This window comes from Mesorhizobium sp. WSM2240 (genome assembly GCF_040438645.1).
Taxonomy (GTDB): Bacteria; Pseudomonadota; Alphaproteobacteria; order Rhizobiales; family Rhizobiaceae; genus Allomesorhizobium.
On sequence record NZ_CP159253.1, the window covers coordinates 14,215 to 36,676 of the forward strand.

The 22,462-nt window shown below is 63.6% G+C and carries 22 protein-coding genes; 6 read left to right on the plus strand and 16 right to left on the minus strand.

What is annotated here, in order from left to right:
• Positions 1-95 precede the first annotated feature (95 nt).
• From pnp to rimP, 8 genes are all read right to left on the minus strand, one after another.
• Positions 96-2,243 (minus strand): polyribonucleotide nucleotidyltransferase, encoded by a 2,148-nt coding sequence (gene pnp, locus ABVK50_RS00085; RefSeq protein ID WP_353643386.1) that lies wholly within the window; start codon positions 2,241-2,243, stop codon positions 96-98.
• Positions 2,244-2,545: 302 nt separating this feature from the next.
• Positions 2,546-2,890, minus strand: coding sequence for a 30S ribosomal protein S15 (rpsO, locus tag ABVK50_RS00090; RefSeq protein ID WP_353643385.1), 345 nt, complete (start codon positions 2,888-2,890; stop codon positions 2,546-2,548).
• A gap of 133 nt (positions 2,891-3,023) precedes the next feature.
• Positions 3,024-3,992, minus strand: a complete 969-nt coding sequence (truB, locus tag ABVK50_RS00095; RefSeq protein ID WP_353643384.1) for a tRNA pseudouridine(55) synthase TruB — start codon at positions 3,990-3,992, stop codon at positions 3,024-3,026.
• Entirely contained in the window at positions 3,993-4,394 is a 402-nt protein-coding gene (rbfA, locus tag ABVK50_RS00100) for a 30S ribosome-binding factor RbfA (RefSeq protein ID WP_353643383.1), read from the minus strand.
• 109 nt (positions 4,395-4,503) lie between these two features.
• Positions 4,504-7,059 (minus strand): translation initiation factor IF-2, encoded by a 2,556-nt coding sequence (gene infB, locus ABVK50_RS00105; protein WP_353643382.1) that lies wholly within the window; start codon positions 7,057-7,059, stop codon positions 4,504-4,506.
• Positions 7,056-7,706 (minus strand): RNA-binding protein, encoded by a 651-nt coding sequence (locus tag ABVK50_RS00110; protein ID WP_353646064.1) that lies wholly within the window; start codon positions 7,704-7,706, stop codon positions 7,056-7,058. Before ABVK50_RS00110 ends, infB begins: the two co-directional genes overlap by 4 nt.
• A 38-nt stretch (positions 7,707-7,744) precedes the next feature.
• Complete coding sequence (gene nusA / locus ABVK50_RS00115) at positions 7,745-9,340, minus strand: transcription termination factor NusA (protein WP_353643381.1); 1,596 nt, start codon at positions 9,338-9,340, stop codon at positions 7,745-7,747.
• 50 nt (positions 9,341-9,390) lie between these two features.
• Positions 9,391-10,020 (minus strand): ribosome maturation factor RimP, encoded by a 630-nt coding sequence (gene rimP / locus ABVK50_RS00120; RefSeq protein ID WP_353643380.1) that lies wholly within the window; start codon positions 10,018-10,020, stop codon positions 9,391-9,393.
• Positions 10,021-10,287: 267 nt separating this feature from the next.
• Here rimP and ABVK50_RS00125 point away from each other — a divergent pair, with 267 nt between their 5' ends.
• Positions 10,288-10,452 (plus strand): hypothetical protein, encoded by a 165-nt coding sequence (locus ABVK50_RS00125; protein ID WP_353643379.1) that lies wholly within the window; start codon positions 10,288-10,290, stop codon positions 10,450-10,452.
• Between the two features lie 39 nt (positions 10,453-10,491).
• Here the strand turns inward: ABVK50_RS00125 and ABVK50_RS00130 are convergent, their stop codons facing one another.
• The 4 genes from ABVK50_RS00130 to ABVK50_RS00145 form a co-directional block, all read right to left on the minus strand.
• Positions 10,492-12,009 (minus strand): tripartite tricarboxylate transporter permease, encoded by a 1,518-nt coding sequence (locus tag ABVK50_RS00130; protein WP_353643378.1) that lies wholly within the window; start codon positions 12,007-12,009, stop codon positions 10,492-10,494.
• Between the two features lie 18 nt (positions 12,010-12,027).
• A complete protein-coding gene (locus tag ABVK50_RS00135) occupies positions 12,028-12,513 on the minus strand; it encodes a tripartite tricarboxylate transporter TctB family protein (protein WP_353643377.1) in 486 nt (161 codons plus the stop codon).
• Positions 12,510-13,454 carry a tripartite tricarboxylate transporter substrate binding protein gene (locus tag ABVK50_RS00140; protein WP_353643376.1) on the minus strand — a complete coding sequence of 315 codons (945 nt, stop codon included), beginning with the start codon at positions 13,452-13,454 and terminating at the stop codon, positions 12,510-12,512. The genes ABVK50_RS00135 and ABVK50_RS00140 overlap by 4 nt, the downstream gene beginning before the upstream one ends.
• A 276-nt stretch (positions 13,455-13,730) precedes the next feature.
• Positions 13,731-14,798 (minus strand): ABC transporter substrate-binding protein, encoded by a 1,068-nt coding sequence (locus ABVK50_RS00145; protein WP_353646063.1) that lies wholly within the window; start codon positions 14,796-14,798, stop codon positions 13,731-13,733.
• A gap of 80 nt (positions 14,799-14,878) precedes the next feature.
• On the opposite strand from ABVK50_RS00145, the gene ABVK50_RS00150 reads away from it, so the two are divergent.
• The 5 genes from ABVK50_RS00150 (at position 14,879) to truA (ending at position 19,232) form a co-directional block, all read left to right on the plus strand.
• Positions 14,879-15,553, plus strand: coding sequence for a response regulator transcription factor (locus ABVK50_RS00150; protein WP_008834084.1), 675 nt, complete (start codon positions 14,879-14,881; stop codon positions 15,551-15,553).
• Positions 15,550-16,959, plus strand: a complete 1,410-nt coding sequence (locus tag ABVK50_RS00155; protein WP_353643375.1) for a sensor histidine kinase N-terminal domain-containing protein — start codon at positions 15,550-15,552, stop codon at positions 16,957-16,959. Before ABVK50_RS00150 ends, ABVK50_RS00155 begins: the two co-directional genes overlap by 4 nt.
• Positions 16,960-17,028: 69 nt before the next feature.
• On the plus strand, positions 17,029-17,964 hold the full coding sequence (gene fmt, locus ABVK50_RS00160) for a methionyl-tRNA formyltransferase (protein ID WP_353643374.1): 936 nt from the start codon (positions 17,029-17,031) through the stop codon (positions 17,962-17,964).
• Positions 17,961-18,473 (plus strand): N-acetyltransferase, encoded by a 513-nt coding sequence (locus tag ABVK50_RS00165; protein WP_353643373.1) that lies wholly within the window; start codon positions 17,961-17,963, stop codon positions 18,471-18,473. The genes fmt and ABVK50_RS00165 overlap by 4 nt, the downstream gene beginning before the upstream one ends.
• Positions 18,474-18,479: 6 nt before the next feature.
• On the plus strand, positions 18,480-19,232 hold the full coding sequence (gene truA, locus ABVK50_RS00170; RefSeq protein ID WP_353643372.1) for a tRNA pseudouridine(38-40) synthase TruA: 753 nt from the start codon (positions 18,480-18,482) through the stop codon (positions 19,230-19,232).
• On the opposite strand, the gene ABVK50_RS00175 is transcribed toward truA, so the two are convergent.
• From ABVK50_RS00175 to ABVK50_RS00190, 4 genes are read right to left on the minus strand one after another with little or no spacing between them, the layout of a single operon-like run.
• Entirely contained in the window at positions 19,217-19,810 is a 594-nt protein-coding gene (locus ABVK50_RS00175; protein ID WP_353643371.1) for a transporter, read from the minus strand. The genes truA and ABVK50_RS00175 overlap by 16 nt on opposite strands.
• A 6-nt stretch (positions 19,811-19,816) precedes the next feature.
• Positions 19,817-21,004, minus strand: coding sequence for a succinyl-diaminopimelate desuccinylase (gene dapE / locus ABVK50_RS00180; RefSeq protein ID WP_353643370.1), 1,188 nt, complete (start codon positions 21,002-21,004; stop codon positions 19,817-19,819).
• Positions 21,005-21,036: 32 nt separating this feature from the next.
• A complete protein-coding gene (locus ABVK50_RS00185; protein ID WP_353643369.1) occupies positions 21,037-21,753 on the minus strand; it encodes a methyltransferase in 717 nt (238 codons plus the stop codon).
• Positions 21,753-22,460, minus strand: a complete 708-nt coding sequence (locus ABVK50_RS00190; protein ID WP_353643368.1) for a hypothetical protein — start codon at positions 22,458-22,460, stop codon at positions 21,753-21,755. Before ABVK50_RS00190 ends, ABVK50_RS00185 begins: the two co-directional genes overlap by 1 nt.
• Between the last annotated feature and the right edge of the window lie 2 nt (positions 22,461-22,462).

Here is a 22,462-nt window from a genome sequence, read left to right on the forward strand (position 1 = left end):
AGCTGGGCCTAAATTGGCTGCTGAGAAAAAGGCGGACCACAAACAAAACGGGCGCAGCTTGCGCCACGCCCGTTATAGTCAAATGCGCGAGCCTATCAGGCGGCGGTTTCTTCGCCCTCGGCCTTCTTCTCGCGCACGATTTCCTTGCCGGTCTCCTGGTCGACGACCTTCATCGACAGGCGAACCTTGCCGCGCTCATCGAAGCCCATGAGCTTGACGAAGACTTTATCGCCTTCCTTGACGACGTCCGACGTCTTGGCGACACGGTCGTTGGCAAGCTGCGAGATGTGGACCAGGCCGTCCTTCGGGCCGAAGAAGTTCACGAAAGCGCCGAAGTCGGCGGTCTTGACGACCGTGCCTTCATAGATTTCGCCGACTTCCGGCTCTGCGACGATGGTGTGGATCCATTTCTTCGCCGCCTCGATCTCCTTGGCGTTCGACGAAGCGATCTTGATCGTGCCGTCGTCCTCGATGTTTATCTTGGCGCCGGTCTTCTCGACGATCTCGCGGATGACTTTGCCGCCCGAGCCAATCACGTCGCGAATCTTGTCGGTCGGGATGTTCATGACCTCGATGCGCGGCGCGAACTCGCCGAGCTCCGAACGGCCTTCAGCAATCGCCTTGGACATTTCGCCGAGAATGTGCACGCGGCCTTCCTGCGCCTGGGCGAGTGCGACCTTCATGATCTCCTCGGTGATGCCTTCGATCTTGATGTCCATCTGCAGTGCGGTGATGCCGCCCTGCGTGCCGGCCACCTTGAAGTCCATGTCGCCGAGGTGATCCTCGTCGCCGAGAATGTCGGAAAGGACGGCGAAGCGCTCGCCCTCCTTGATCAGGCCCATGGCGATGCCGGCAACCGGCTTGCCCAGCGGCACGCCGGCATCCATCAGCGCCAGCGAGGTGCCGCAGACGGTGGCCATCGACGACGAACCGTTGGATTCAGTGATCTCCGAGACGACGCGAAGCGTGTAGGGGAAGGCGTCGGCAGCGGGCAGCATCGGACGGATGGCGCGCCAGGCGAGCTTGCCGTGGCCGATTTCGCGGCGGCCGGGCGAACCCATGCGGCCGGTCTCGCCGACCGAATAGGGCGGGAAGTTGTAGTGAAGGAGGAACTTCTCCTTGTACATGCCCGTCAGCGAGTCGACATACTGCTCGTCCTCGCCGGTGCCCAGCGTGGCCACAACGATCGCCTGGGTCTCGCCGCGGGTGAACAGCGCGGAACCGTGGGTGCGCGGCAGGATGCCGACTTCCGAGACGATCTGGCGAACGGTCTTCAGGTCGCGGCCATCGATGCGCGAACCGGTGTCGAGAATGTTCCAGCGCACAATCTTGGCCTGGAGATCCTTGAACACGGTCGCGACCTGCTCGGAAGAGTACTTTGCTTCCTCGCCCTCGGCCGGAGCGAATGCAGCCTTGACCTTGGCCTTGGCGGCGTCGACGGCCGCGTAGCGGGTCTGCTTGTGTGTGATCTTGTAGGCTTCGCGCAGGTCGCCTTCGATCAGCGCCAGCATCTCGGTCTCGAGATCGGAGTAGCTCGGCGGTGTGAAATCGCGCGGGTCCTTGGCGGCGACTTCGGCGAGCTTGATGATCGCGTCAATGACCGGCTGGAAACCCCTGTGGCCGAACATGACGGCGCCGAGCATGACGTCCTCGGGGAGCTCCTTGGCTTCCGATTCGACCATCAACACGGCTTCGCCGGTGCCTGCAACGATGAGGTCGAGCTTCGATTCTTCCATCTCGTCGATATGCGGGTTCAGAACATACTCGCCGTTGATGTAGCCGACGCGGGCGCCGCCGATCGGGCCCATGAAGGGCACGCCCGAAAGCGTCAGCGCCGCTGAGGTGGCGACGATCGACAGGATGTCCGGATCGTTTTCGAGGTCGTGCTGGATGACGGTCACGACGACCTGCGTGTCGTTCTTATAGCCCTCGGCGAAGAGCGGACGGATCGGGCGGTCGATGAGACGGGAAACCAGCGTTTCCTTCTCGCTCGGACGGCCTTCACGCTTGAAGTAGCCGCCCGGGATCTTGCCGGCAGCGTAGGTCTTTTCCTGGTAGTTGACTGTCAGCGGGAAGAAGTCGAAGCCCGGCTTGGGCTCTTTCGCCGAAACGACGGTGGCCAGCACGATGGTTTCGCCGTAGGTGGCGAGAACGGCGCCGTCGGCCTGACGGGCGATCTTGCCGGTTTCCAGAATGAGCGGACGGCCCGCCCATTCGATCTCTACCTTGTGATGATTGAACATATCTTGTCCTTACGTAATGCGGAAAGGGCCGCGAACCTCTCGCGGCGTCCTTCTCCTGGCTTGTTTCAGACGAGCCACGGGCAAGACAACGGGGTGTCTGGATAGTCGGCGTCGGATCAACGCCCCAGGCATCCTGCAATCCTGCCCCATGACCGTCTCATGAGGTGGTTCCGATGCAGCCCTGTGCCGTAGTCGGAACCAGTTCGGACACGATCCCCGGGACCATGTCCTGTCGGGAAGCCTTTGACGGCTGCCCGGATAAGCGAACGGCGGACCTCGATGAAGTCCGCCGGCCGGAAGTCTTAGCGGCGCAGACCGAGTTTCTCGATCAGCGTCTGGTAGCGGCTTTCTTCGCGCGACTTCAAATAGTCGAGCAGACGGCGGCGCTGCGAAACGAGAGCGAGCAGACCACGACGGGAGTGATTGTCCTTCTTGTGGTCCTTGAAGTGTTCGGTCAGGTTCTTGATGCGCTCGGAAAGAATGGCCACCTGGACTTCCGGCGAACCGGTATCGCCTGGGGCGGTCGCAAATTCCGTCATCAATTCCTTCTTGCGTTCAGCAGTAATCGACATCGTGCTTTTCCTTTCGAATTTGAGGAAACGGGTCGCCCTCAGCCGGGATGTCGTCCAGCAGGGGCCGGTGTACATTGCGCGTCTCGCCCAATGCTGCGGCGCATATAGTGCAAAATCGAGCCGAAAGCCAGAGCGAATCCAAACCGGCAAAGAATCTCGGTCTGGCGGTCGGTTCAGAGCCATTTCGACTGGCGGGCGGCGGGATCGATCAGCCGGCAAAAACCCGCTTCGGCTTGAACATGCCGGCTTCGACCGCACCGATCGCGACCAGCCGACCTCGAACCGTTGCACAGGCCTCCTCCGCCTCGACCGGGGCGTCACGGCCGCGGATGATGACAGGATTGCCGAGCCGGATTTTCGCCGCCGCGTCATCTGTGACCGCGATCTGCGGCAGGCATTCCAGCGCGGCGCCGGTGTCGACCAGAAAGGAGTCGAGCGCGGCGAAGCGGTCGTTCCAGTTGCCGAGCGCGGCGGCCGGCTGATCCGGATCGGGTTTTGGCGGCGCTGCGGCTTCGAGCATTTCCAGCGTGACAAAGTCTTCCGCCGTGAACGGCTCGACCTCGACCCGGCGCAACTCGGCGATGTGGCCGTAGCAGCCGAGATCGCGGCCAATGTCGCGGGCCAGCGAGCGCACATAGGTGCCTTTGCCGCATTCGGTCTCGAAGACGGAGCGGCCATCCGCGGTCGTCTCGACCAGGTCGAGACGACCGATCTCGATCTCGCGCGGCGGAATATCTACGCTTTCGCCCTCACGGGCGAGGTCATAGGCGCGCTCACCGCCGATTTTTATGGCCGAGAACTGCGGCGGCGTCTGCATGATGACGCCGGTATATTTCGGCAGCAGCGCCAGGATCTCGGCCTCGCTCGGACGCTTGTCGGAAGTTTTTGTCACCGGGCCCTCGAGATCGTCGGTCGAGCGCTCCTCGCCCCAGGCGACGGTGAAGCGATAGACCTTGGCGCCGTCCATCACGTAGGGCACGGTCTTGGTCGCCTCGCCGAGCGCGATCGGCAGCATGCCCGAGGCTAGCGGGTCGAGCGTGCCGGCATGGCCGGCCTTCTCGGCCTGGAACAGCCATTTGATCTTGCCGACGGCGTCGGTCGAGCCCATGCCGACCGGCTTGTCGAGGATCAGCCAGCCGGAGACCGGCCGGCCCTTTTTCTTGCCGCGGCGCGCCATTTATTCCTCGTCGTCCTTGTCCAGGTCGCGCACCACTTCGGGCGAGCGCAGAAGCTCGTCGATCTTCGCGAAATTGTCGTAGCTGGTGTCGCGGCGGAAGCGGAACTCGGGCATGTACTTCATCTGTCGGAGCGCCGATGAGACGCGGCCGCGAATGAACTTGGCATTCCGGTTCAGCGCCTCGATCACCGCGGCGTCGTCTTTCGCGCCCAGCGGCGAGACGAACGCGGTCGCGATCTTGAGGTCGGGCGACATGCGGACCTCGGAAATCGAGATCACCGCCCCCTCGATCACGTCGTCGCGAACCTCGCCGCGCTGGATCAGGTCTGAGAGGGCATGGCGCACCTGCTCGCCGACGCGAAGCATGCGCTGGGAGGGGCCTGAGGACTGGGGTCGGGGCATCGTATAAATCCAAAAGACATGGAACGGGTGTAGGACCGCGTTCCATCTCTGATCGTTACGAACAACGGCGGCACCTGCCGCCGTCTCTATTGTGCCGGTTACAAAGCGGCTAAAGCGTGCGGGTCACCATCTCGACGCGGAAGCACTCGATGACATCGCCGGGGCGCATGTCCTCGTAGTTCTGGAAGGCCATGCCGCATTCCTGGCCGGCCGGGACTTCCGATACTTCGTCCTTGAACCGCTTCAGTGTCTTCAACGTGCCCTCGTGGATGACAACGTTGTCGCGGATCAGGCGGACGCCTGCACCGCGCTCGACCTTCCCTTCGGTGACGCGACAGCCGGCGATCTTGCCGACCCTGGTGATGTCGAAAATCTCGAGGATTTCCGCATTGCCGATGAAGGTCTCGCGACGCTCCGGCGAGAGAAGGCCCGACATCGCCTGCTTCACGTCATCCACGAGATTGTAGATGATGTTGTAGTAGCGGATCTCGATGCCGGCGGCTTCTGCCGCCTGGCGGGCCTGCGGGTTGGCGCGGACGTTGAAGCCGATGACCGCCGCTCCCGACGTCTCGGCGAGCGAGATGTCGCTTTCGGTGATCGCGCCGGCGCCGGCGTGAACGATGCGCGCCCGCACCTCGTCGGTGCCAAGCTTGTCGAGCGCTGCAACGATAGCTTCGACCGAGCCTTGCACGTCGCCCTTGATGACGAGCGGGAACTCCTTGAGGCCGCTCGACTGCAACTGCGACATCATCTGCTCGAGCGAGCCGCGCTGGCCGACATGCTTGGCCACTGCCTTGTCGCGCGCCAGACGCTGGCGATATTCGGTGATCTCGCGGGCGCGCGCCTCATTGTTGACGACTGCGAAACGGTCGCCGGCCTGGGGCGTGCCCTGGATGCCGAGGATTTCGACCGGCGTCGCCGGCAAGGCTTCTTCGAGATGCTCGCCGCGGTCGGTGACCAGCGCGCGAACGCGGCCCCACTCGCTGCCGGCAACCACGATGTCGCCGACCAAGAGCGTGCCGGTCTGCACCAGAACGGTGGCGACCGGGCCACGGCCCTTATCGAGTTTGGCCTCGATAACGACGCCCTCGGCGGTACGGTCAGGATTGGCCTTCAGGTCGAGAAGCTCCGCCTGCAGCAGGACCGCCTCGAGCAGCTTGTCGAGATTGGTGCCCTTGGTGGCCGAAACCTCCACGTCCAGCACTTCGCCGCCCATCGATTCCACGAACACTTCATGGCGCAGCAGGTCGGCCCGGATCTTCTGGGGATCGGCCTGCGGTTTGTCGATCTTGTTGATCGCGACGATGATCGGGACGCCGGCAGCCTTGGCATGGCTGATCGACTCCACGGTTTGCGGCATCACGCTGTCATCGGCAGCGACCACCAGAATGGCGATGTCGGTGGCCTGCGCGCCGCGGGCGCGCATTGCCGTGAAGGCGGCGTGGCCGGGCGTATCGATGAAGGTGATCTTCTGGCCGTTCTTCTCGACCTGATAGGCGCCGATATGCTGAGTGATGCCGCCGGCTTCGCCCGAAACGACATTGGCGTTGCGGATGGCGTCGAGCAGCGAGGTCTTGCCGTGGTCGACATGGCCCATAATGGTGACGACCGGCGAACGCGGCTTCAGGTCCTCGGGCTTGTCTTCGACATCGAACAGGCCGCCTTCGATATCCGACTCGGCAACGCGTCGAACCGTATGGCCGAATTCGGAGGCGATCAGCTCGGCGGTGTCGGCATCGATCACGTCGCCAGGCTTCAATATCTGGCCCTGCTTCATGAAATATTTGACGACATCGACCGCGCGCTCGGACATGCGCTGTGCGAGTTCCTGGATGGTGATGGTTTCGGGCAGCACCACTTCGCGCACGATCTTCTCGCGCGGCTCCTGATGCATGGCGCGCTTGAACTTCTCCTGGCGGCGACGCATCGACGAAAGCGAGCGGGCACGCCCATCGCCATCCGAAGTCGCCGTGCTGAGCGTCAGCTTGCCACGGCGACGATCTTCCTCGCCCTTGGCCTTGGCGGGACGCGCCACTTCCGGCGTGACGATGCGCTTGATTGGCGCGCCGCGGGCGAGCGCCGGGCTCTTGCTCTTGGCCTCTGGCTCGTCGTCGAGCGCCAGGTCGGCTTGCGGCGCCCGGCGGCGCGCTTCCTCTTCGGCGCGGCGGCGCGATTCGGCTTCGGCCTGCAGGCGCGCTTCCTCTTCCGCCTGGCGGCGGGCGGAGGCTTCACGCTCGCGCTTGCGCTGCTCTTCCTCTTCGAGGCGGCGCTTGGCTTCCTCGATGGCGCGCTGGCGATCCTCGATCTCGCGCGCCTTCGACCCTTCGAGGGCGCGGCGGCGCGCTTCCATCTCGCTGGTGGAAAGCTCGTTCAGGACGATGTGCGGACGCTCGACCGGTGGTGCCTTCGGCGCTTCTTGCTGTACGGCCGGAGCAGCAGCCGCGGGCGCCGCAGGCTTCGGCTTGAACACCGAGGCCGCCGCGTCCGGCTTGTCGCCGGGCATCGAGAATTTGCGCTTCTTGGTTTCGACAACGACGGACTTGGTGCGCCCGTGCGAGAAATTCTGGCGCACAGTGCCTTGCTCCAGGCCGGGCCGCTTCAGCGTCAGGGTCTTTTTGGTGTTGACGCTCAGCGTGTTGTCGTCACCGGTTTTCGTATCGCTCATTCCATATCCTCTGCGGCTTCATCTTCGTCAGCAATTGCCGCAAACATTGCCCGGTCATCCGGGGATCCGCCCCGGTATCGGTCAAGCGCAACCATGCGCTTCAGCACCGCTTTTCCCGCGTCTTGCGCGAGAACGGCAGCATGTATCACATTTGTACCCCCCAATGCCAAACTCAAATCGGCTTCCGAAAAAAGTTTATAGGCATGGATATGGGGTCCGCCGGCATAGGCGGTCGCCCGCCTGGCCTGAGTGATCTTGCGCAATCCGTCCGGCGACGCCTCTTCGGCATGCAGCACGAGCAGGGCTTCGCCGCTGCGCACAACGCTCTCGACCTTTGTCGCTCCCAATGCGACGCCGCCGGCCTTGCGCGCCAGACCAAGTGCGCCGAGCGCCGATTTGGCGAGCAACGTGTCGATCGTCGCTCCAAGATCCGGCGGAACGGCCACCTCTTTCCTGAAGGCTCGGGAAAACAGGTTCTTGGCCGCGGCCTTCTCTATATGTAGGCGCTCGCCCGTGACCCAGCAACCGCGGCCGGGCAGGTTTCTTTTCAGATCGGGAACGACGGCGCCGTCCGGCCCGACGACGAAACGGATCAGCTCATCCGGATCGGCGCTGTTGCGCGTGACGATGCAGGTGCGATCGTTCATCTCGTCCAAGGGCGGCTCGTGTGCGATGCGCGTTCACCTCACTCACCGGCGGCAAGATCGGCCGCTTCTTCTTCGCCGGCCGCTTCCTCTTCGGTAATCCAGCCGGCCTTGAGGCGAGCTGCCATCACCATCTGCTCAGCGTCCGCCCTGGAAATCGAGTGATTGGCCAGAACGCCGGGGAAGAACTTGGTCTCGCCGTCCTTGCGCTCCTTCCAACCGACCAGATCGTCGACAGCGTAGCCGGCGAAATCCTCGATCGACTTCACGCCGTCCTCGCCGAGCGTCACCATCATGGCGGTGGTGATGCCGGGGATTTCGCGCAACTCGTCCAGAACGCCCAGAGCGCGGCGCTTTTCGTCATGCTCCGCTTCGATCTTGGCGAGATAGTCCTTGGCGCGCGCCTGGATTTCGGTTGCCGTGTCTTCGTCGAAGCCATCGATCGAGGCAATCTCGTCCTGGTCGACGAAGGCCACTTCCTCGACGCTGGTAAAACCTTCGGAGGCCAGTACCTGGCCGACCATTTCGTCGACGTCCAGCGCTTCCATGAACAGCGTCGAACGCTCGACGAATTCCTTCTGGCGGCGTTCGGACTCCTCCTGCTCGGTCAGAATGTCGATGTCCCAGCCGGTCAGTTGCGAAGCCAGGCGCACATTCTGGCCGCGGCGGCCGATGGCCAGCGAAAGCTGGTCGTCCGGCACCACCACCTCGATGCGCTCGGCGTCCTCGTCGAGGACGACCTTGGCGACCTCGGCCGGCTGCAGCGCATTGACGATGAAGGAGGCGGCCGAAGGCGACCACGGAATAATGTCGATCTTTTCGCCCTGCAGCTCGGCCACAACCGCCTGGACGCGCGAGCCGCGCATGCCGACGCAGGCGCCGACCGGGTCGATTGACGAATCGCGCGATATCACGGCGATCTTGGCGCGCGAACCCGGATCGCGGGCGACCGACTTGATCTCGATGATGCCGTCATAGATTTCCGGCACTTCCATGGTGAAGAGCTTCGCCATGAACTGCGGATGGGTGCGCGACAGGAAGATCTGCGGACCGCGCTGTTCGCGGCGTACGTCGTACACATAGGCGCGGACACGATCGCCATATTTATAGTTTTCGCGGGGGATCAATTCGTCGCGGCGGATAATCGCCTCGCCGCGGCCGAGATCGACGATGACGTTGCCGTATTCGACGCGCTTGACGGTACCATTGAGGATCTCGCCGATGCGGTCCTTGTACTCGTCATACTGGCGGTCGCGCTCGGCCTCGCGAACCTTCTGCACGATGACCTGCTTGGCCGACTGGGCGGCGATACGGCCGAAATCCATCGGTGGCAGCTGCTCGGCGATGAAGTCGCCGACCTGCGCGTCGGGATTGCGCTCGCGCGCCGAGGACAGCGCGATCTGCGTGGCGTAGTCTTCGACGTTTTCAACGACTTCCATCAGCCGCTGCAGCTTCATCTCGCCGGTATTCGGGTTGATGTCTGCGCGGATATTGGTTTCCTGGCCGTAGCGCGAGCGTGCGGCCTTCTGGATCGCATCGGCCATGGCCGCGATCACTATCGATTTGTCGATAGACTTCTCACGCGCGACCGCATCGGCGATCTGCAGCAGTTCAAGCCTGTTCGCACTGACTACCATTTTCGTCTCCCGGAACAATGCCGGCGGATCTTTTCCGCGCGGCTGCTCAATCAATCTTCGGTTTCGTTCTGTTCTTCCTGGTCGTCATCGGGTTCGCCGCGACGTTTCCTGGCTTCCTTGCGCGCCTTGTTGTCCTTCGACAACGCGTCGCGGATGAGATCGTCGGTCAGGATCAACCGCGCCTCGGCGATCGCCTCGAACGGCACGCGGACGCTCGGTTCCTCGCCATAGGCCGCCTGGTCGCGCTCGATGAGGACCCCATTCTCGTCGGCCGACGCGATCTTGCCGCGAAAGCGCTTGCGATCGGCGACCAGGATCGATGTCTCCATCTTGACGAGATGGCCGGTCCACGCGGCGAAATCGGATTTGCGGACCAGCGGACGGTCGATGCCCGGCGACGACACTTCTAGATGATAGGCCTTGTCGATCGGATCGTCGACATCGAGCGCCGGCGACACCGCGCGGCTGACCTCCTCGCAATCCTCGACGGTCATGGTGCCGTCCTCGCGTTCGGCCATGATCTGCAGGGTCAGGCCGTTCTGGCCGGACAGGCGCACGCGCACCAGGCGGAAGCCGATGGCGCGCAGCACCGGCTGGATGATCGACGCCACGCGCGCATCGATGCCGCTCTCGCGGATGATGCGGTCGTCGCCGATGCCTTCGCCTGTGGTTTCGCTCATACCGTCTCCGGGCGGTCCAGGTAACAAAAAAGAGCGGGACCGGGTGGACCCACTCTCCGTCATACCGACCAAGAATTTGATGCCGATATAGTCCCATCGGGAGTCATTTGCAAGAGTTGACGGATACCGCCAGACGATCTCGACGGAGAAACCCTCAAGCGATGCACCAATGCGCCTGCCGCATGACTGCGTTGCAGTCGCCGGCCTGACAAACCGTCCGGCAAGCGCCTATCTATGCTGCATCGCACAATGCGAAAGGAACACAGCATGTCATACCGTCAACAGCGCGCGCGACTGGGTGAACTGTTCACCGTCTTCGGCAACGCCATTGCGGCCGCATCCGCGGTCTCGCACGGCCGCCAGCCCGCAGCGGGCGATCTTCGCGGTCTCGGGATCGATCCCGAGCAGTTCCGCCGGATCAGCCGCTTCTAAACTTATCCGAGCGGCCCAATCCGCGGGCCGCGGAAGGTATCAATCCTCATCGCCGGCCAGTTGCGACAGAACCTTGCCCTTTCCACGCGCCCGCAGGATCATCGGCAGGATGACGGCGGTTGCGGCCAGGGCAAGCAGGACGATGGCGATTGGGGAAGCGACGAGAACGGTCAGGTCGCCTTGGCTGATCGCAAGCGCGCGGCGCAATTGCTGTTCGGCCATCGGGCCGAGTATCAGCCCGACGACCACCGGCGCGATCGGATAGCCGAAGCGCCTCAGCCCATATCCCATAAGACCGAACACCAGCAGCATGCCGAGTTCGAAGCTCGACGGGTTGGCTCCGATCGTGCCGAGCGTGGCGAACATCAGGATTCCGGCGTAAAGCCAATGAGTCGGGATAGACAGCAACCTGACCCACAGCCCTATCAGCGGCAAATTCAGCACCACAAGCATGAAGTTTGCGACCAGCAGACTGGCGATCAGGCCCCAGACAAGCTGCGGACTATTTGCAAAGAGCAGCGGCCCCGGCTGCAGGCCGAATTGCTGGAACCCCGCAAGCATGATTGCCGCCGTCGCGGTTGTCGGCAAGCCGAGCGTCAGCAACGGCACTAGCGTGCCGGCGGCAGACGCATTGTTTGCCGCCTCCGGCCCAGCGACGCCCTCAATGGCGCCATGGCCAAATTCCTCAGGCTTAGCGGTAAGCTGCTTTTCCATCGAATAGGAAAGGAAGGTGCCGATTTCAGCGCCGCCAGCCGGCATCGCCCCGATTGGAAAGCCGATAGCGGTGCCGCGCAGCCAAGGCTTCCATGAACGCGCCCAGTCCTCGCGGTTCATCCACACCGAGCCTTTCACCGGTTCAATCTTCTGTTCGCGGGCACTCTTGGTAGCCGCCACGCTCAATGCTTCTCCGACCGCAAACAACGCGACTGCCAGCGTCGTCACCTCGATGCCGTCCAAAAGGTCGGGAATTCCGAACGCCAGCCGGGCCTGTCCGGTCTGGAGGTCGATGCCGATCAGTCCCAGCGTCAGACCAATAGCCAGCGCCGTAAGTCCACGCAGCGCCGAATCGCCGAAAGCCGCCGAGACGGTCATGAAGGCAAGCACCATCAGCGCGAAATATTCAGCCGGCCCGAACGACAGCGCGATGCTGACGATCCAGGGCGCGATGAAAGCCAGGCCGAGCGTGGCAATGAGCCCGGCGATAAAGGATCCAATCGCCGCCGTCGCAAGTGCTGGCCCACCACGTCCCGCCCTGGCCATTTTGTTGCCTTCGAGCGCAGTGACGATCGAAGCGCTTTCGCCCGGAGTATTAAGGAGGATCGACGTCGTCGAACCGCCATACATGCCGCCGTAATAGATGCCGGCGAACATGATCAGCGAACCCGCCGGATCCAGCTTGTAGGTGACGGGGAGCAGCAGCGCCACGGTGAGCGCAGGCCCGATGCCCGGCAACACGCCGACTGCGGTGCCAAGCGTCACGCCGACCAGTGCGTAAAACAGATTGATGGGCTCGAGAGCGACGAGCAGACCTTGCGCGAGCAGACCGAAAGTATCCATGCCTTCGTCCAACCTCGCCTAAAAAATGCGCTCAAGGGGACCGGCGGGCAGAGCAAGCTGCAGGCCTTTTGCGAAGACGAGCCAGATCGCCAAGGCAAGGACAATGCCGAGCGGAACCGTCATCCACAGCGGACCCTTGCCAAAACCACGCGCGGTGGCGGCAAAAAGCAGGCCGGTGGCGATGGAGAAGCCGACCGTTTTCAGGAGCAGCATCTGCGCGGCCAAACCTCCGACGATCCAGAGCATGGGCGGCAGGTTCTGCTCCTCACGCTCAGGAAAATCGCCGCGTATCGCCTCGTATGCCGTGCAGACAGCGAGCACGAACAGGCCGACTGCGATCACATACGGAAAAGTCGTTGGGCCGACGCGCGCGTAGGTAGCCGCGCCGCCCGTGGTGGCGGTGCTCCAGGCCACCACGGCCGCGACTACGGCCAAGATGGCGGCGATGACAAGCGCCGCCCGATCCGGGCGGCGCTCCTGACGTGGCTCTCCGCCCAGGCTCATTTGACCAGGCCGATGTCTTTCAGGATGGCCGAAGTCGCTTCGATGTCCTTGGCAAGCTGGGCCTTGAACTCGTCACCGGCGAGATAGGTGTTCGCCCAACCCTTGTCGGCGAGAATTTTCTTCCAGGATTCCGACATCACCATCTTCTCTATATCGGCGTTGATGGCGGCCTTCTGCTCGTCCGTGATGCCGGGAGCGGCCGCGACCATGCGCCAGTTCTGGATCGACACGTCGACGCCGCTCTCCTTGAAGGTCGGTGCGTCGATGCCTTCAACCCTCTCGTCGCTCGAAATGCCGATGATGCGTAGCGCGCCGGCCTCGATCTGCGAGGCGAATTCGCCGTAGCCAGAAATGCCGACCGTAACCTGGCCGCCGAGAATGGCCGCAAGCGCTTCGCCGCCGCCGGAGAAGGCGATGTAGTTGACCTTGGTCGGGTCTACGCCGACAGCTTTGGCGATCAGCCCAGCCGTGATGTGGTCGGTGCCGCCAGCCGAACCACCGCCCCACGACACCGCGCCGGGATCGGCCTTCAGCTTTTCTACCAGCCCGGCCATGTCCTGGATGTCGGACGCCGCCGGAACCACGATAGCTTCGTATTCGCCGGTCAGGCGGGCGATCGGCGTTACCTGTTCGAGGGTCACCGGAGAGGCGTTGGTTAGGATCGCGCCGACCATGACGTAACCGCCGACGATCAGTTGCGACGGGTCGCCACTGGCCTGGTTGACGAACTGGGCAAGCCCGATCGTGCCGCCTGCGCCGGGGACGTTGATCACCTGCACGTTGCCGGAGATATTCTCGTCCTGTAGCGCTGTCTGCATGGCGCGCGCAGTCTGGTCCCAACCGCCGCCGGGAGCCGCCGGCGCCATGATCTTATAGTCGGCCGCATGAGCCGGCAGCGCTAGAAAAGCGCCGAGCACGGACGCGAGTACGAAATGTTTCACTGAGTTTCCTCCTTCTGTTCGCCTGCCTTCGAAGAGACAGCGTCATTGTGGCTATCGCGCCGGAGTGCACGGCAAGCGCCGACGCTCCTCGCTTCCGGTTTGGAAGCCTCGTACCGCCCCGCGCTGGCTTGCGAAGCCAGACGATGCGTCGAGGAAAAGAGCTTGAAGTCCTCCCAAACTTCTCAAGGTCTGGTCGCCTCCGGCAACCGACCGGGCATCACATCACCACACCAACCTGTCATCAGGCTGACACCTCGCCAGCATCTTGTCAGGTCGCTACTTACCCCGCAAGGCGTCGTTCCAGCGCTTGATCAGCCGGGTGCGCTTGACCTGGTCGAGATAAACCATCAGCCCGGGACTGACCGGCACCGGGCGCAATTGCGCGCCGAGATTGGCCTGCATGGTGTTTGCCGTGTTCTCGCCCGAAACGTCGGGATTGACGGCGGCGATCTGCAACTCCCGAGCCATTACCGCCTGGCCTTCCGCCGACATAAAATATTCGAGATATTTGCGGCCGAGATCGGGAGACCGCGCCGCAGCCGGAACCAGCCCGATCCGCGACATGACAACGGTGTAGTCCCTGGGCAGCACGATGCCGACATCCGGATCGCGTGACGCCCAGTCGGCTGCGTAGGAGCCGAGTATGTTGTAGCCCAGGACAAACCGGCCGTCGGCAATGCGCTCGAGAATCGCGGAACTGGTCGAATAGAGTTTGACGCCGGCAGCGCCCATCGCCCCGATTACCGACCAGATGTCGTCGAACTGCTCCTGATCGCGCGACATGAACATGAAGCCGACGCCAGAGCGTTCTATGTCGTAGGTGGCAATGCGGCCGAAGACCGCGTCGCCCTGGGCTTCCAGGAAATCCACGAACTGACGCCGCGTCGCCGGTGGCGCGGCGTGCCTGAAGCTTGGCTTGTGATAAACAAACACTGCCGGTTCAAAGGTCAGCGCATAGGCGGTGTTGCGCCAGTTGGCCCAGCGCGGCCAGCGAGCGCTCATCGGCAGATCGCTCCGCTGGGCATAGCCGTCGTTGGCGAGCTTGACCTGCAGGTCCATGGCCGAGGAGAACGCAATGTCGGCCGTTTCGCCTTGGCCATCGGTTTCGGCGACGATGCGGTCGTAGATGTCGACGGTCAGCAGGTCTTCATAGCGCACCGCGATCGCCGGATTGGCTCGCTGGAAGCCTTTGATCATCGCCTCCGCCAGCGGTGCGTCTAGCGATGAATAGACAGTAAGCGTGCGCGCTTCAGGGTCGCCATTGACGGCGGGAAACCGCGCGACATCCGCATATGCGGGACCGGGGCCGACTAGCAGAAATACGATGAGAGCGTGAAGCCGCATAGTCAGCCGACCATGCCGCATGCCGGCAGTGTTCACAAGTTCGGGCTGCGGTTCTAGGATGATGCGCGATAGGGGGGCCCTTGCGCATATTGGTCGTCGAAGACAATGCCACGCTGGCAAACGGCCTGGCCGCTGTGCTGAAAGGCAGCGGCTATGCGGTCGATATTGTCGGCGACGGGGCGTCGGCGATCGCGGTTTTGGCGACGGAGCGCTTCGATCTCGTCATCCTCGACCTCAATCTGCCGGAGCATGACGGGCTGGAGGTGCTGCGCATCATGCGGGCGCGCCAGCACGACGCCAGCGTGCTCATCCTGTCGGCCCGCGGCGCGTCGGACGACCGGGTCAAGGGGCTCAATCTCGGCGCCGACGATTATATGGCCAAGCCGTTCGACGTTGGGGAACTTGAAGCGCGGGTGCGCGCGCTGCTCAGGCGGCAAGCCGGCCAGAAGTCCGCGACGGTATCGTTCGGCGAGGTCTCGCTCGACCTCAACTCGCGCACCTTCTCGGCGGCTGGTGTCGCCATCGACATACCGGCTCGCGAAATCAGCCTGCTGGAGACGCTGTTCATGCGCGCCGGCAAGGTGGTGGCGAAGCAGTCGATCATCGAATCGCTTGCCGGCTTCGACGAGGATCTGAGCGCCAATGCAATCGAGCAGTACGTCAGCCGGCTGCGCAAGAGGCTGGCGCCACATGGCCTGACCGTCCGCACCGCGCGCGGCATCGGCTATTATCTCGAAAAGACCCAAGCCTCGTGACCGCCGGCTATTCGCTGCGCCGCAGGCTGCTCGTCTGGCTGCTTGTGCCGCTCGTGGCGATCGGCCTGATCGCGCTGCTCGATACCTATCGGGAGGCGGTGCGCACTGCCGATGCGGTTTCCGATCGGGTGCTCGCCGGCTCCGCGCTCGCCATCGCTGAACGCGTCGTCGTTGCCGAGGATGGCAGCCTGGAGGTTGATATCCCTTATGTCGCACTCGAAATGCTGACCTCGGCGGCGCAGGATCGGGTTTTCTACCGCGTCGACGGGCCGCCCGGCACTTTCATCACCGGCTATGAGAATCTGCCGACGATCTCGGGAGAGGTGCGGGGAAATCCGTCTTTCGCGGATGCGTCTTTCCGAGGCGATCCCATCCGGCTGGCGGCGCTGGCGCGATCGGCCTCAACGGGGGTGAGTTCAGTACCGTTCGTCGTAACGGTCGCTGAAACCACCATCGCACGCAGCCAGCTTGCCAACACGATCCTGTTGCGGTCGGCGGTTCGGCTGGCGATCCTGATCCTCGGAGCGGCGATCATCGTCTGGTTCGCGGTGACGGCCTCGCTCCGACCGCTCTATCGGCTGCGCGACGCAATCGCGGAGCGCAATCCGGGCGATCTGCATCCGATCGAGCAGCCGGCGCCAAACGAGGTGAAGGGGCTGGTCGAAGCCGTCAATTCCTTTATGGGCCGGCTGAGCGCAGCCATAGAGGCGCTGCGGCATTTCACCGGCAATGCAAGCCATCAGTTGCGCACCCCGCTGACCATCATCAGGACGCAGCTTGCGCTGTCGGCGCGGGCGGGTTCGCTGGACGAGGCGCGTGTGGCGGCCATGACTGGCGACGAAGCCGTCGCCCATGCCGAGCGAGTGCTGGCGCAACTGCTCCTGCTGGCCAAGATCGACGAGACGGCTTCCGAACGGCTGAAGCATCTGGTCCCGATTGATCTCACCCGGCTTGCGCAAGGCTGCACCGCCGACCGCATCGTTACTGCGCGGGCGGCCGGCATCGATCTCGGCTTCGAGGGAGTGGAGCCGGCTATGATCCGAGGCGAACCGCTGCTGCTGGCCGAACTGGTCGGGAACCTCATCGAGAATGCGATCGCCTATGCCGGCAACGGAGCCGAGGTCACCGTGCGTGTTGTGGTGGAAGACGCGGTCGTGCTGGAGGTGGAGGACAATGGGCCGGGCATTCCGCCCGGCCAGATGGAAACGGTGCGGCAGCGCTTTGCGCGCGGCAATGGCGGCATCAAACCCGGCGCTGGCCTCGGCCTGCCGATCGTGGAGGAGATCGCTGCGCTATTTGGCGCGAGACTTGAGCTTCTGACGCCCGATACTGGGCGCGGGCTGCTGGCGCGCGTTTCATTTGCTATCGCCAACGCAAGGTGCGCGATTTCGAAGGACTTGACCTGAAACTCGTAAACCCGTTTGAAGCAGGCATGTAAAACAGGCGCATCGCGCCGCGCCGCCGAACGGGACCATATGCCGCTTCGCATTATCTTCATGGGAACGCCGGATTTTTCCGTGCCGACGCTTCGGGCGCTTGCCGGAGCCGGCCACGAGATCGCGGCGGTCTACACCCAGCCGCCGCGGCCGGCCGGCCGCCGCGGGCTCGACCTGACACCATCGCCGGTGCAGCGCGAGGCCGAAAGACTGGGGCCTGCGGTTCGCACGCCGGTGTCGCTCAAAGGTGAAGCGGAGCAGACGGAATTTGCCGCGCTTCAAGCGGACGTGGCGGTGGTCGTCGCCTACGGTCTGCTGCTGCCGAAAACCATTCTGGAAGGCACGAGGCTTGGCTGCTGGAACGGCCATGCCTCGCTGCTGCCGCGCTGGCGAGGCGCTGCGCCTATCCAGCGCGCCATCATGGCCGGCGACCGCGAGACCGGCATGATGATCATGAAAATGGACGAGGGGCTGGATACCGGCCCGGTCGCCCTGGCCGAACGCGTGTCGATCGCGCCGGACATGACCGCCGGCGAGTTGCACGACCGCCTGATGACAATCGGCGCCGAACTGATGCCTGCTGCAATGTCCGCGCTGGAAAAGGGCGAGTTGACGCTGCGGCCGCAGGCGGCCGAAGGCGTGACTTATGCGCGCAAGATCGATAAAGCGGAAACGCGCATCAACTGGACGCTGGCAAACCAGCAGATCCACAACCATATTCGCGGCCTTTCGCCCTTTCCCGGGGCGTGGTGCGAAATGGAGATAACCGGCAAGGCCGAACGGCTGAAATTACTGCGCTCGACGCTCGCCGATGGGCAAGGCGAACCGGGCGAAATTCTCGACGAGCGGCTTACCGTCGGCTGTGGGGAGGGAGCGGTACGGCTGCTTGAACTTCAACGCGCGGGCGGCAAGCCCGTCACCGCCGAGCAATTCCTGCGCGGCGCAAAAACAATAAAAGGAATGAAACTCGCATGAGTATGATGTCGATCAGAACCGCAACGCCGAGGGATCGCGATGCAATCCGCCTCGTCGAAGAGCACGCTTTCGGCCAGAAGATGGAGGCCGGATTGGTCGACGCTTTGGTCAGTGAGGGCGACGCGATCATCGAACTGGTGGCGGAAGATGACGGCCAGGTGGTCGGACATATCCTGTTTTCGCGGCTCTTCGTTTTGAAGGGCGGCAAGAATTTTCCGGCGGTAGCGCTTGCGCCGCTTGCCGTCGAACCTGCTTTCCATGGCGCAGGCATTGGCGGCGCGCTGATCCGCGAAGCGCATCTCAGGTTGAAAGCCGCTGGCGAAAAGCTGTCGGTGGTACTGGGCGACCCCGCCTATTACAGCCGCTTCGGCTATTCGCATGAGCGCGCCGCGAAGTTCGAAAGCGAATACCAGTGCGAGGCGCTGCAGGCGCTGGCCTGGGACGAGGCTGCGCCGGACTCCGGAAGCCTGGTCTATGCATCGGCCTTCGGGTCTGCTTTGGCTGCCTAGTAGCCAGTGCCGCGCTACCGCCTCGATATCGAGTACGACGGAAGCACCTATGCCGGGTGGCAGCGGCAGGATGGGCCGCATTCGGTGCAGGCGGCGATCGAGCAGGCGATCAAAGGCTTCTGCGGCGACGAGATCGCGCTGCGCGGCGCCGGCCGAACCGACGCCGGCGTTCACGCCACGGGCCAGGTTGCACATGCTGACCTGACCAAGAAATGGCCGGCAGACACCGTGCGCGACGCCATCAACGCGCATCTGCAGATGGCCGGCGACGCCGTGGCGGTGCTGGCCGCGAAACCTGTTCCTGACGATTTCGACGCGCGCTTCTCCGCGACCGGCAGGGAATATCTCTACCGCATCATCAACCGGCGCGCGCCGGCGGCGCTGGAGAAGAACAGGGCCTGGTGGGTGCCGAAGCAACTCGACGTCGAAGCGATGCAGGAAGCGGCGCTGATGCTGGTTGGCCGCCACGATTTCACCACCTTCCGCTCCGTGCAGTGCCAGGCAAGCAGCCCGGTGCGGACATTAGAGCGGCTCGACGTCAGGCGCTCCGGCGAGCTGATCGAGATCCATGCCGCCGCGAGATCCTTCCTGCACAACCAGGTGCGGTCCATGGTCGGCTCGCTGAAGCGCGTCGGCGAGGGCGGTTGGACACCGGCCGACGTCAAGACCGCGCTTGAAGCGAAGAACCGCGCTGCCTGCGGGGCGGTCGCTCCGCCTGAGGGGCTTTACCTGACCGGTGTGCGTTACCCGGGGACCTGAATTCCCAGCGCTGCCTGGAGCAGGAACAGCACGGCCAGCGAGGCGATGAACATGCCGGCGAAGACCGCCGTGCCTATTGCCGGCCCTCTGCCGATCACCACATTGGTTAGCCGCCATGTCAGCACCATGGAAAGGCCGAACAGGCCGATCGACAGCAGCGCCGCCAAATCGGATGAGGACGGCGAAATCAGCCTGAGCAGGGCGGCCGGCAGCATCAGCCAGATGATAAGAGCCGAGCCCCAATTGCTGGCGACGACGTAATGGACGAAGCGGGCGCCGATGCCGGCAAGCGGCGCTGCGATTGCCAGTGCGATGAGCGGCAGGATCCAGGCGCTGAGGTCGATAGCGGCCAGCCGCAGCAGGATCGATAGCCGCCCGCCCGTCAGCGGCTCGTCCGCGATTTCATTGGCGACGCCGATCCAGCCGACGAAAAGCGCCGGCAGTGCGACGACGATGGCAAAGAACGAGTTCCAGAAGCCGTCGGCCGAGATGTCGAGCAGCAGCAACCCGTCGGGCTTGCCGGTCATCAGCCGCCATGCGCCGGTCAGATATCGCTGGATTTCGGCGGCGCTCGGCATTTCGCCCTAGCCGAACCAGTCTTCGATGAAGCGGGAATAAATCCGTGTCAGTGTTTCGAGGTCGGCGACGGCGACGCGTTCGTCGACCATGTGCATGGTCTTGCCCACAAGGCCAAACTCGACGACCGGGCAGAAATCCTTGATGAAGCGGGCGTCGGACGTGCCGCCCGAGGTGGAAAGCGCGGGCGACCTGCCGGTCACGGCCTTGACCGATCCGCTCAGCGTCTCGATCAGCTTCTCGTCGCGGGTAAGGAAGACGTGGCTCGGCCGGTCGCGCCAGACAAGCTCGTACTCGATCGGCTCGCGGCGGCCCTTGCGGTACTTTTTGCGGCGGCTGGCGGCGTCGAGGCGGTTGTGGATCTCGGCCTGTACGGTTTCGGCCGTCCAGGTATCGTTGAAGCGGATGTTGAATGTTGCGGTAGCCTTGGCCGGAATGACATTGGTGGCCGGGTTCCCGACATCGATCGAGGTGATTTCGAGGTTGGTCGGCTGGAAGTTGGCGGTGCCGGCGTCGAAGGGCGGCTCGATCAGCGCGTCGACAAGCGTCATCAGCCCGCGCACCGGATTATCGGCCAGATGCGGATAGGCGACGTGACCCTGCCTGCCGTGCACCAGGACCTCGCCCGAAAGCGAGCCGCGCCTGCCGATCTTGATCATGTCGCCAAGCGCATCCGGGTTGGTCGGCTCGCCGACGATCGCGGCGTCCCATTTTTCGCCCTTGGCCGCGGCCCAGTCTAGCAGTTTCGTCGTGCCATTGATGGCCGGGCCCTCCTCGTCGCCGGTGATCAGTAGCGAAACCGAGCCATTTGGGTTGCCGTGCGCTTCGACATACCGGGCAAGAGCGGCAACGAAGCAGGCGATGCCGCCCTTCATGTCGACCGCGCCGCGGCCATACATCTCGCCATTGCGGATTTCGCCGGAAAAAGGCGGCAGCGTCCAGGCCGAATCGTCGCCGGCCGGCACCACGTCGGTATGCCCGGCAAACATCAGATGCGGGCCGTTGCCCGACAGCCTGGCGTAGAGGTTCTCGATGTCGGCCGTACCGCTTTCCGAGAAGATCGGCCGCTCGACGGAAAAGCCGAGCGGCTTCAGCATGGCGGTAAGCGCCGACAATGCTCCGCCCTCGGCCGGTGTGACCGACGGGCAGCGGATCAGGGTTGCAAGATTTTCGGCGGGATCTGCGGGCAGTTTCATGACAAGCGGGATACTGCAAACTGCCGCCCCTGTCACGCAGCGGCGGCTGGGCCGGCAGTGTGTCCTTGCGTTGGCGATCCCGGGCTAAGGGTTCGCGGCTCGAGCGAAAACACGGCGCTTGGCTTTGTTGCGCCTCCCACCGTCTCGCCGAACTCCGATACCGGATATTCCGCAATCAAGTGAAGCCGCGAGCGGGGCAGATAGGCCCGCCACGGATCACCGATGAGCACGTTGACGCCCTCAATGAGGCAGCGATCGAGAAAAGCGGTGACGCGTTCAGCAAGGTCGCGCTCGTAGAACAGATCGCCGACGGCCACGATGTCCACGGGAGGCGGCGGGCCGGTGGTAAGGTCGCCAAGGATCGGCGAGATAGTCGTACCGTTTGCCGCGGCGTTCAGGCCGATAGCCGCCACCGCGTAGGCGTCGATGTCCGCCGCTATGACCTCGCTCGCGCCGGCCTTCGCCGCGGCGATGCCGACTATGCCTGAACCGGCGCCAAGATCGAGTACGCGTCGTCCGGCTACAATTTCGGGCCGATCGAGAATGTGTCGCGCGAGCGCCAGCCCTCCGCCCCAATAATAGGCCCAGTAGGGGGAGCCGAAGCCATGCTCGTCCAGCTCGGCGAGACGGTGCAGGCCGCTCGCCGGACCGGCCCTGTGAAGACGGATTTCGGGGACGGAGGGGACCGGAACGATGGGCAAATTCGCCCGGATGAATTGCTGGAGGTCCAGGTCAGGGCCAAGCACCATCAGCCCTTCTTGACGCCTGATTGCTCGATCATCATGATCTTCTGCCAGATCTTGCGCGACAGGTTTGAGCCTAGGCTCTCGACATCGTTCACGGCATCGACGACCACTTCGTCATTGACCGATTGCGCGAAGAGGGCGGCAAGCTTCCCCGAAATCGACAGCATTTCCGAGCAGTAGTCGAGATAGCGGGCCAGATCCGCAGGCCCCAGGACGCGAACCGGCGAATGCTCGGTCGGCGTGAAGTCGGCCGACAGCGTGGCCGGATCCTTGGTCAATTGATGCATATCGATGACATGGATGAGCGAGCGCAGCCCGTGCAACTCGCGAAATACCCGCTTGCGCTTGATGCGCTCCTCCGCCCGAACCAGAGCGAGAAAGCCGAGCCCGGCGAGCAGCAGCGTGTTTAGCGAGGCCTCGATTCCCTGCACGAAGTCGAACGCGCCGGTTGAGATACGATCGAAGGACAGGAAGGTCCCTACGAAGAGGAAGACGGAAGCGCCGACGGCGATGGCCAGGCCGATCAGGATGCGCACCCACCAGATCGGCCGCTCCAGTTCTTTGGCTGCCTTGGCCAGGTCGCGCGACAAATGGACCAGTCCGGCCGCGACCTTGCGCAGGCCCGAATTGGGAAAGCGGTCGGCGATACGTTCCTCCAGCCGCTCGGCCGTTCCTATGATGAGCACCGGGTCAAGCGTGCGGTAGGACATGT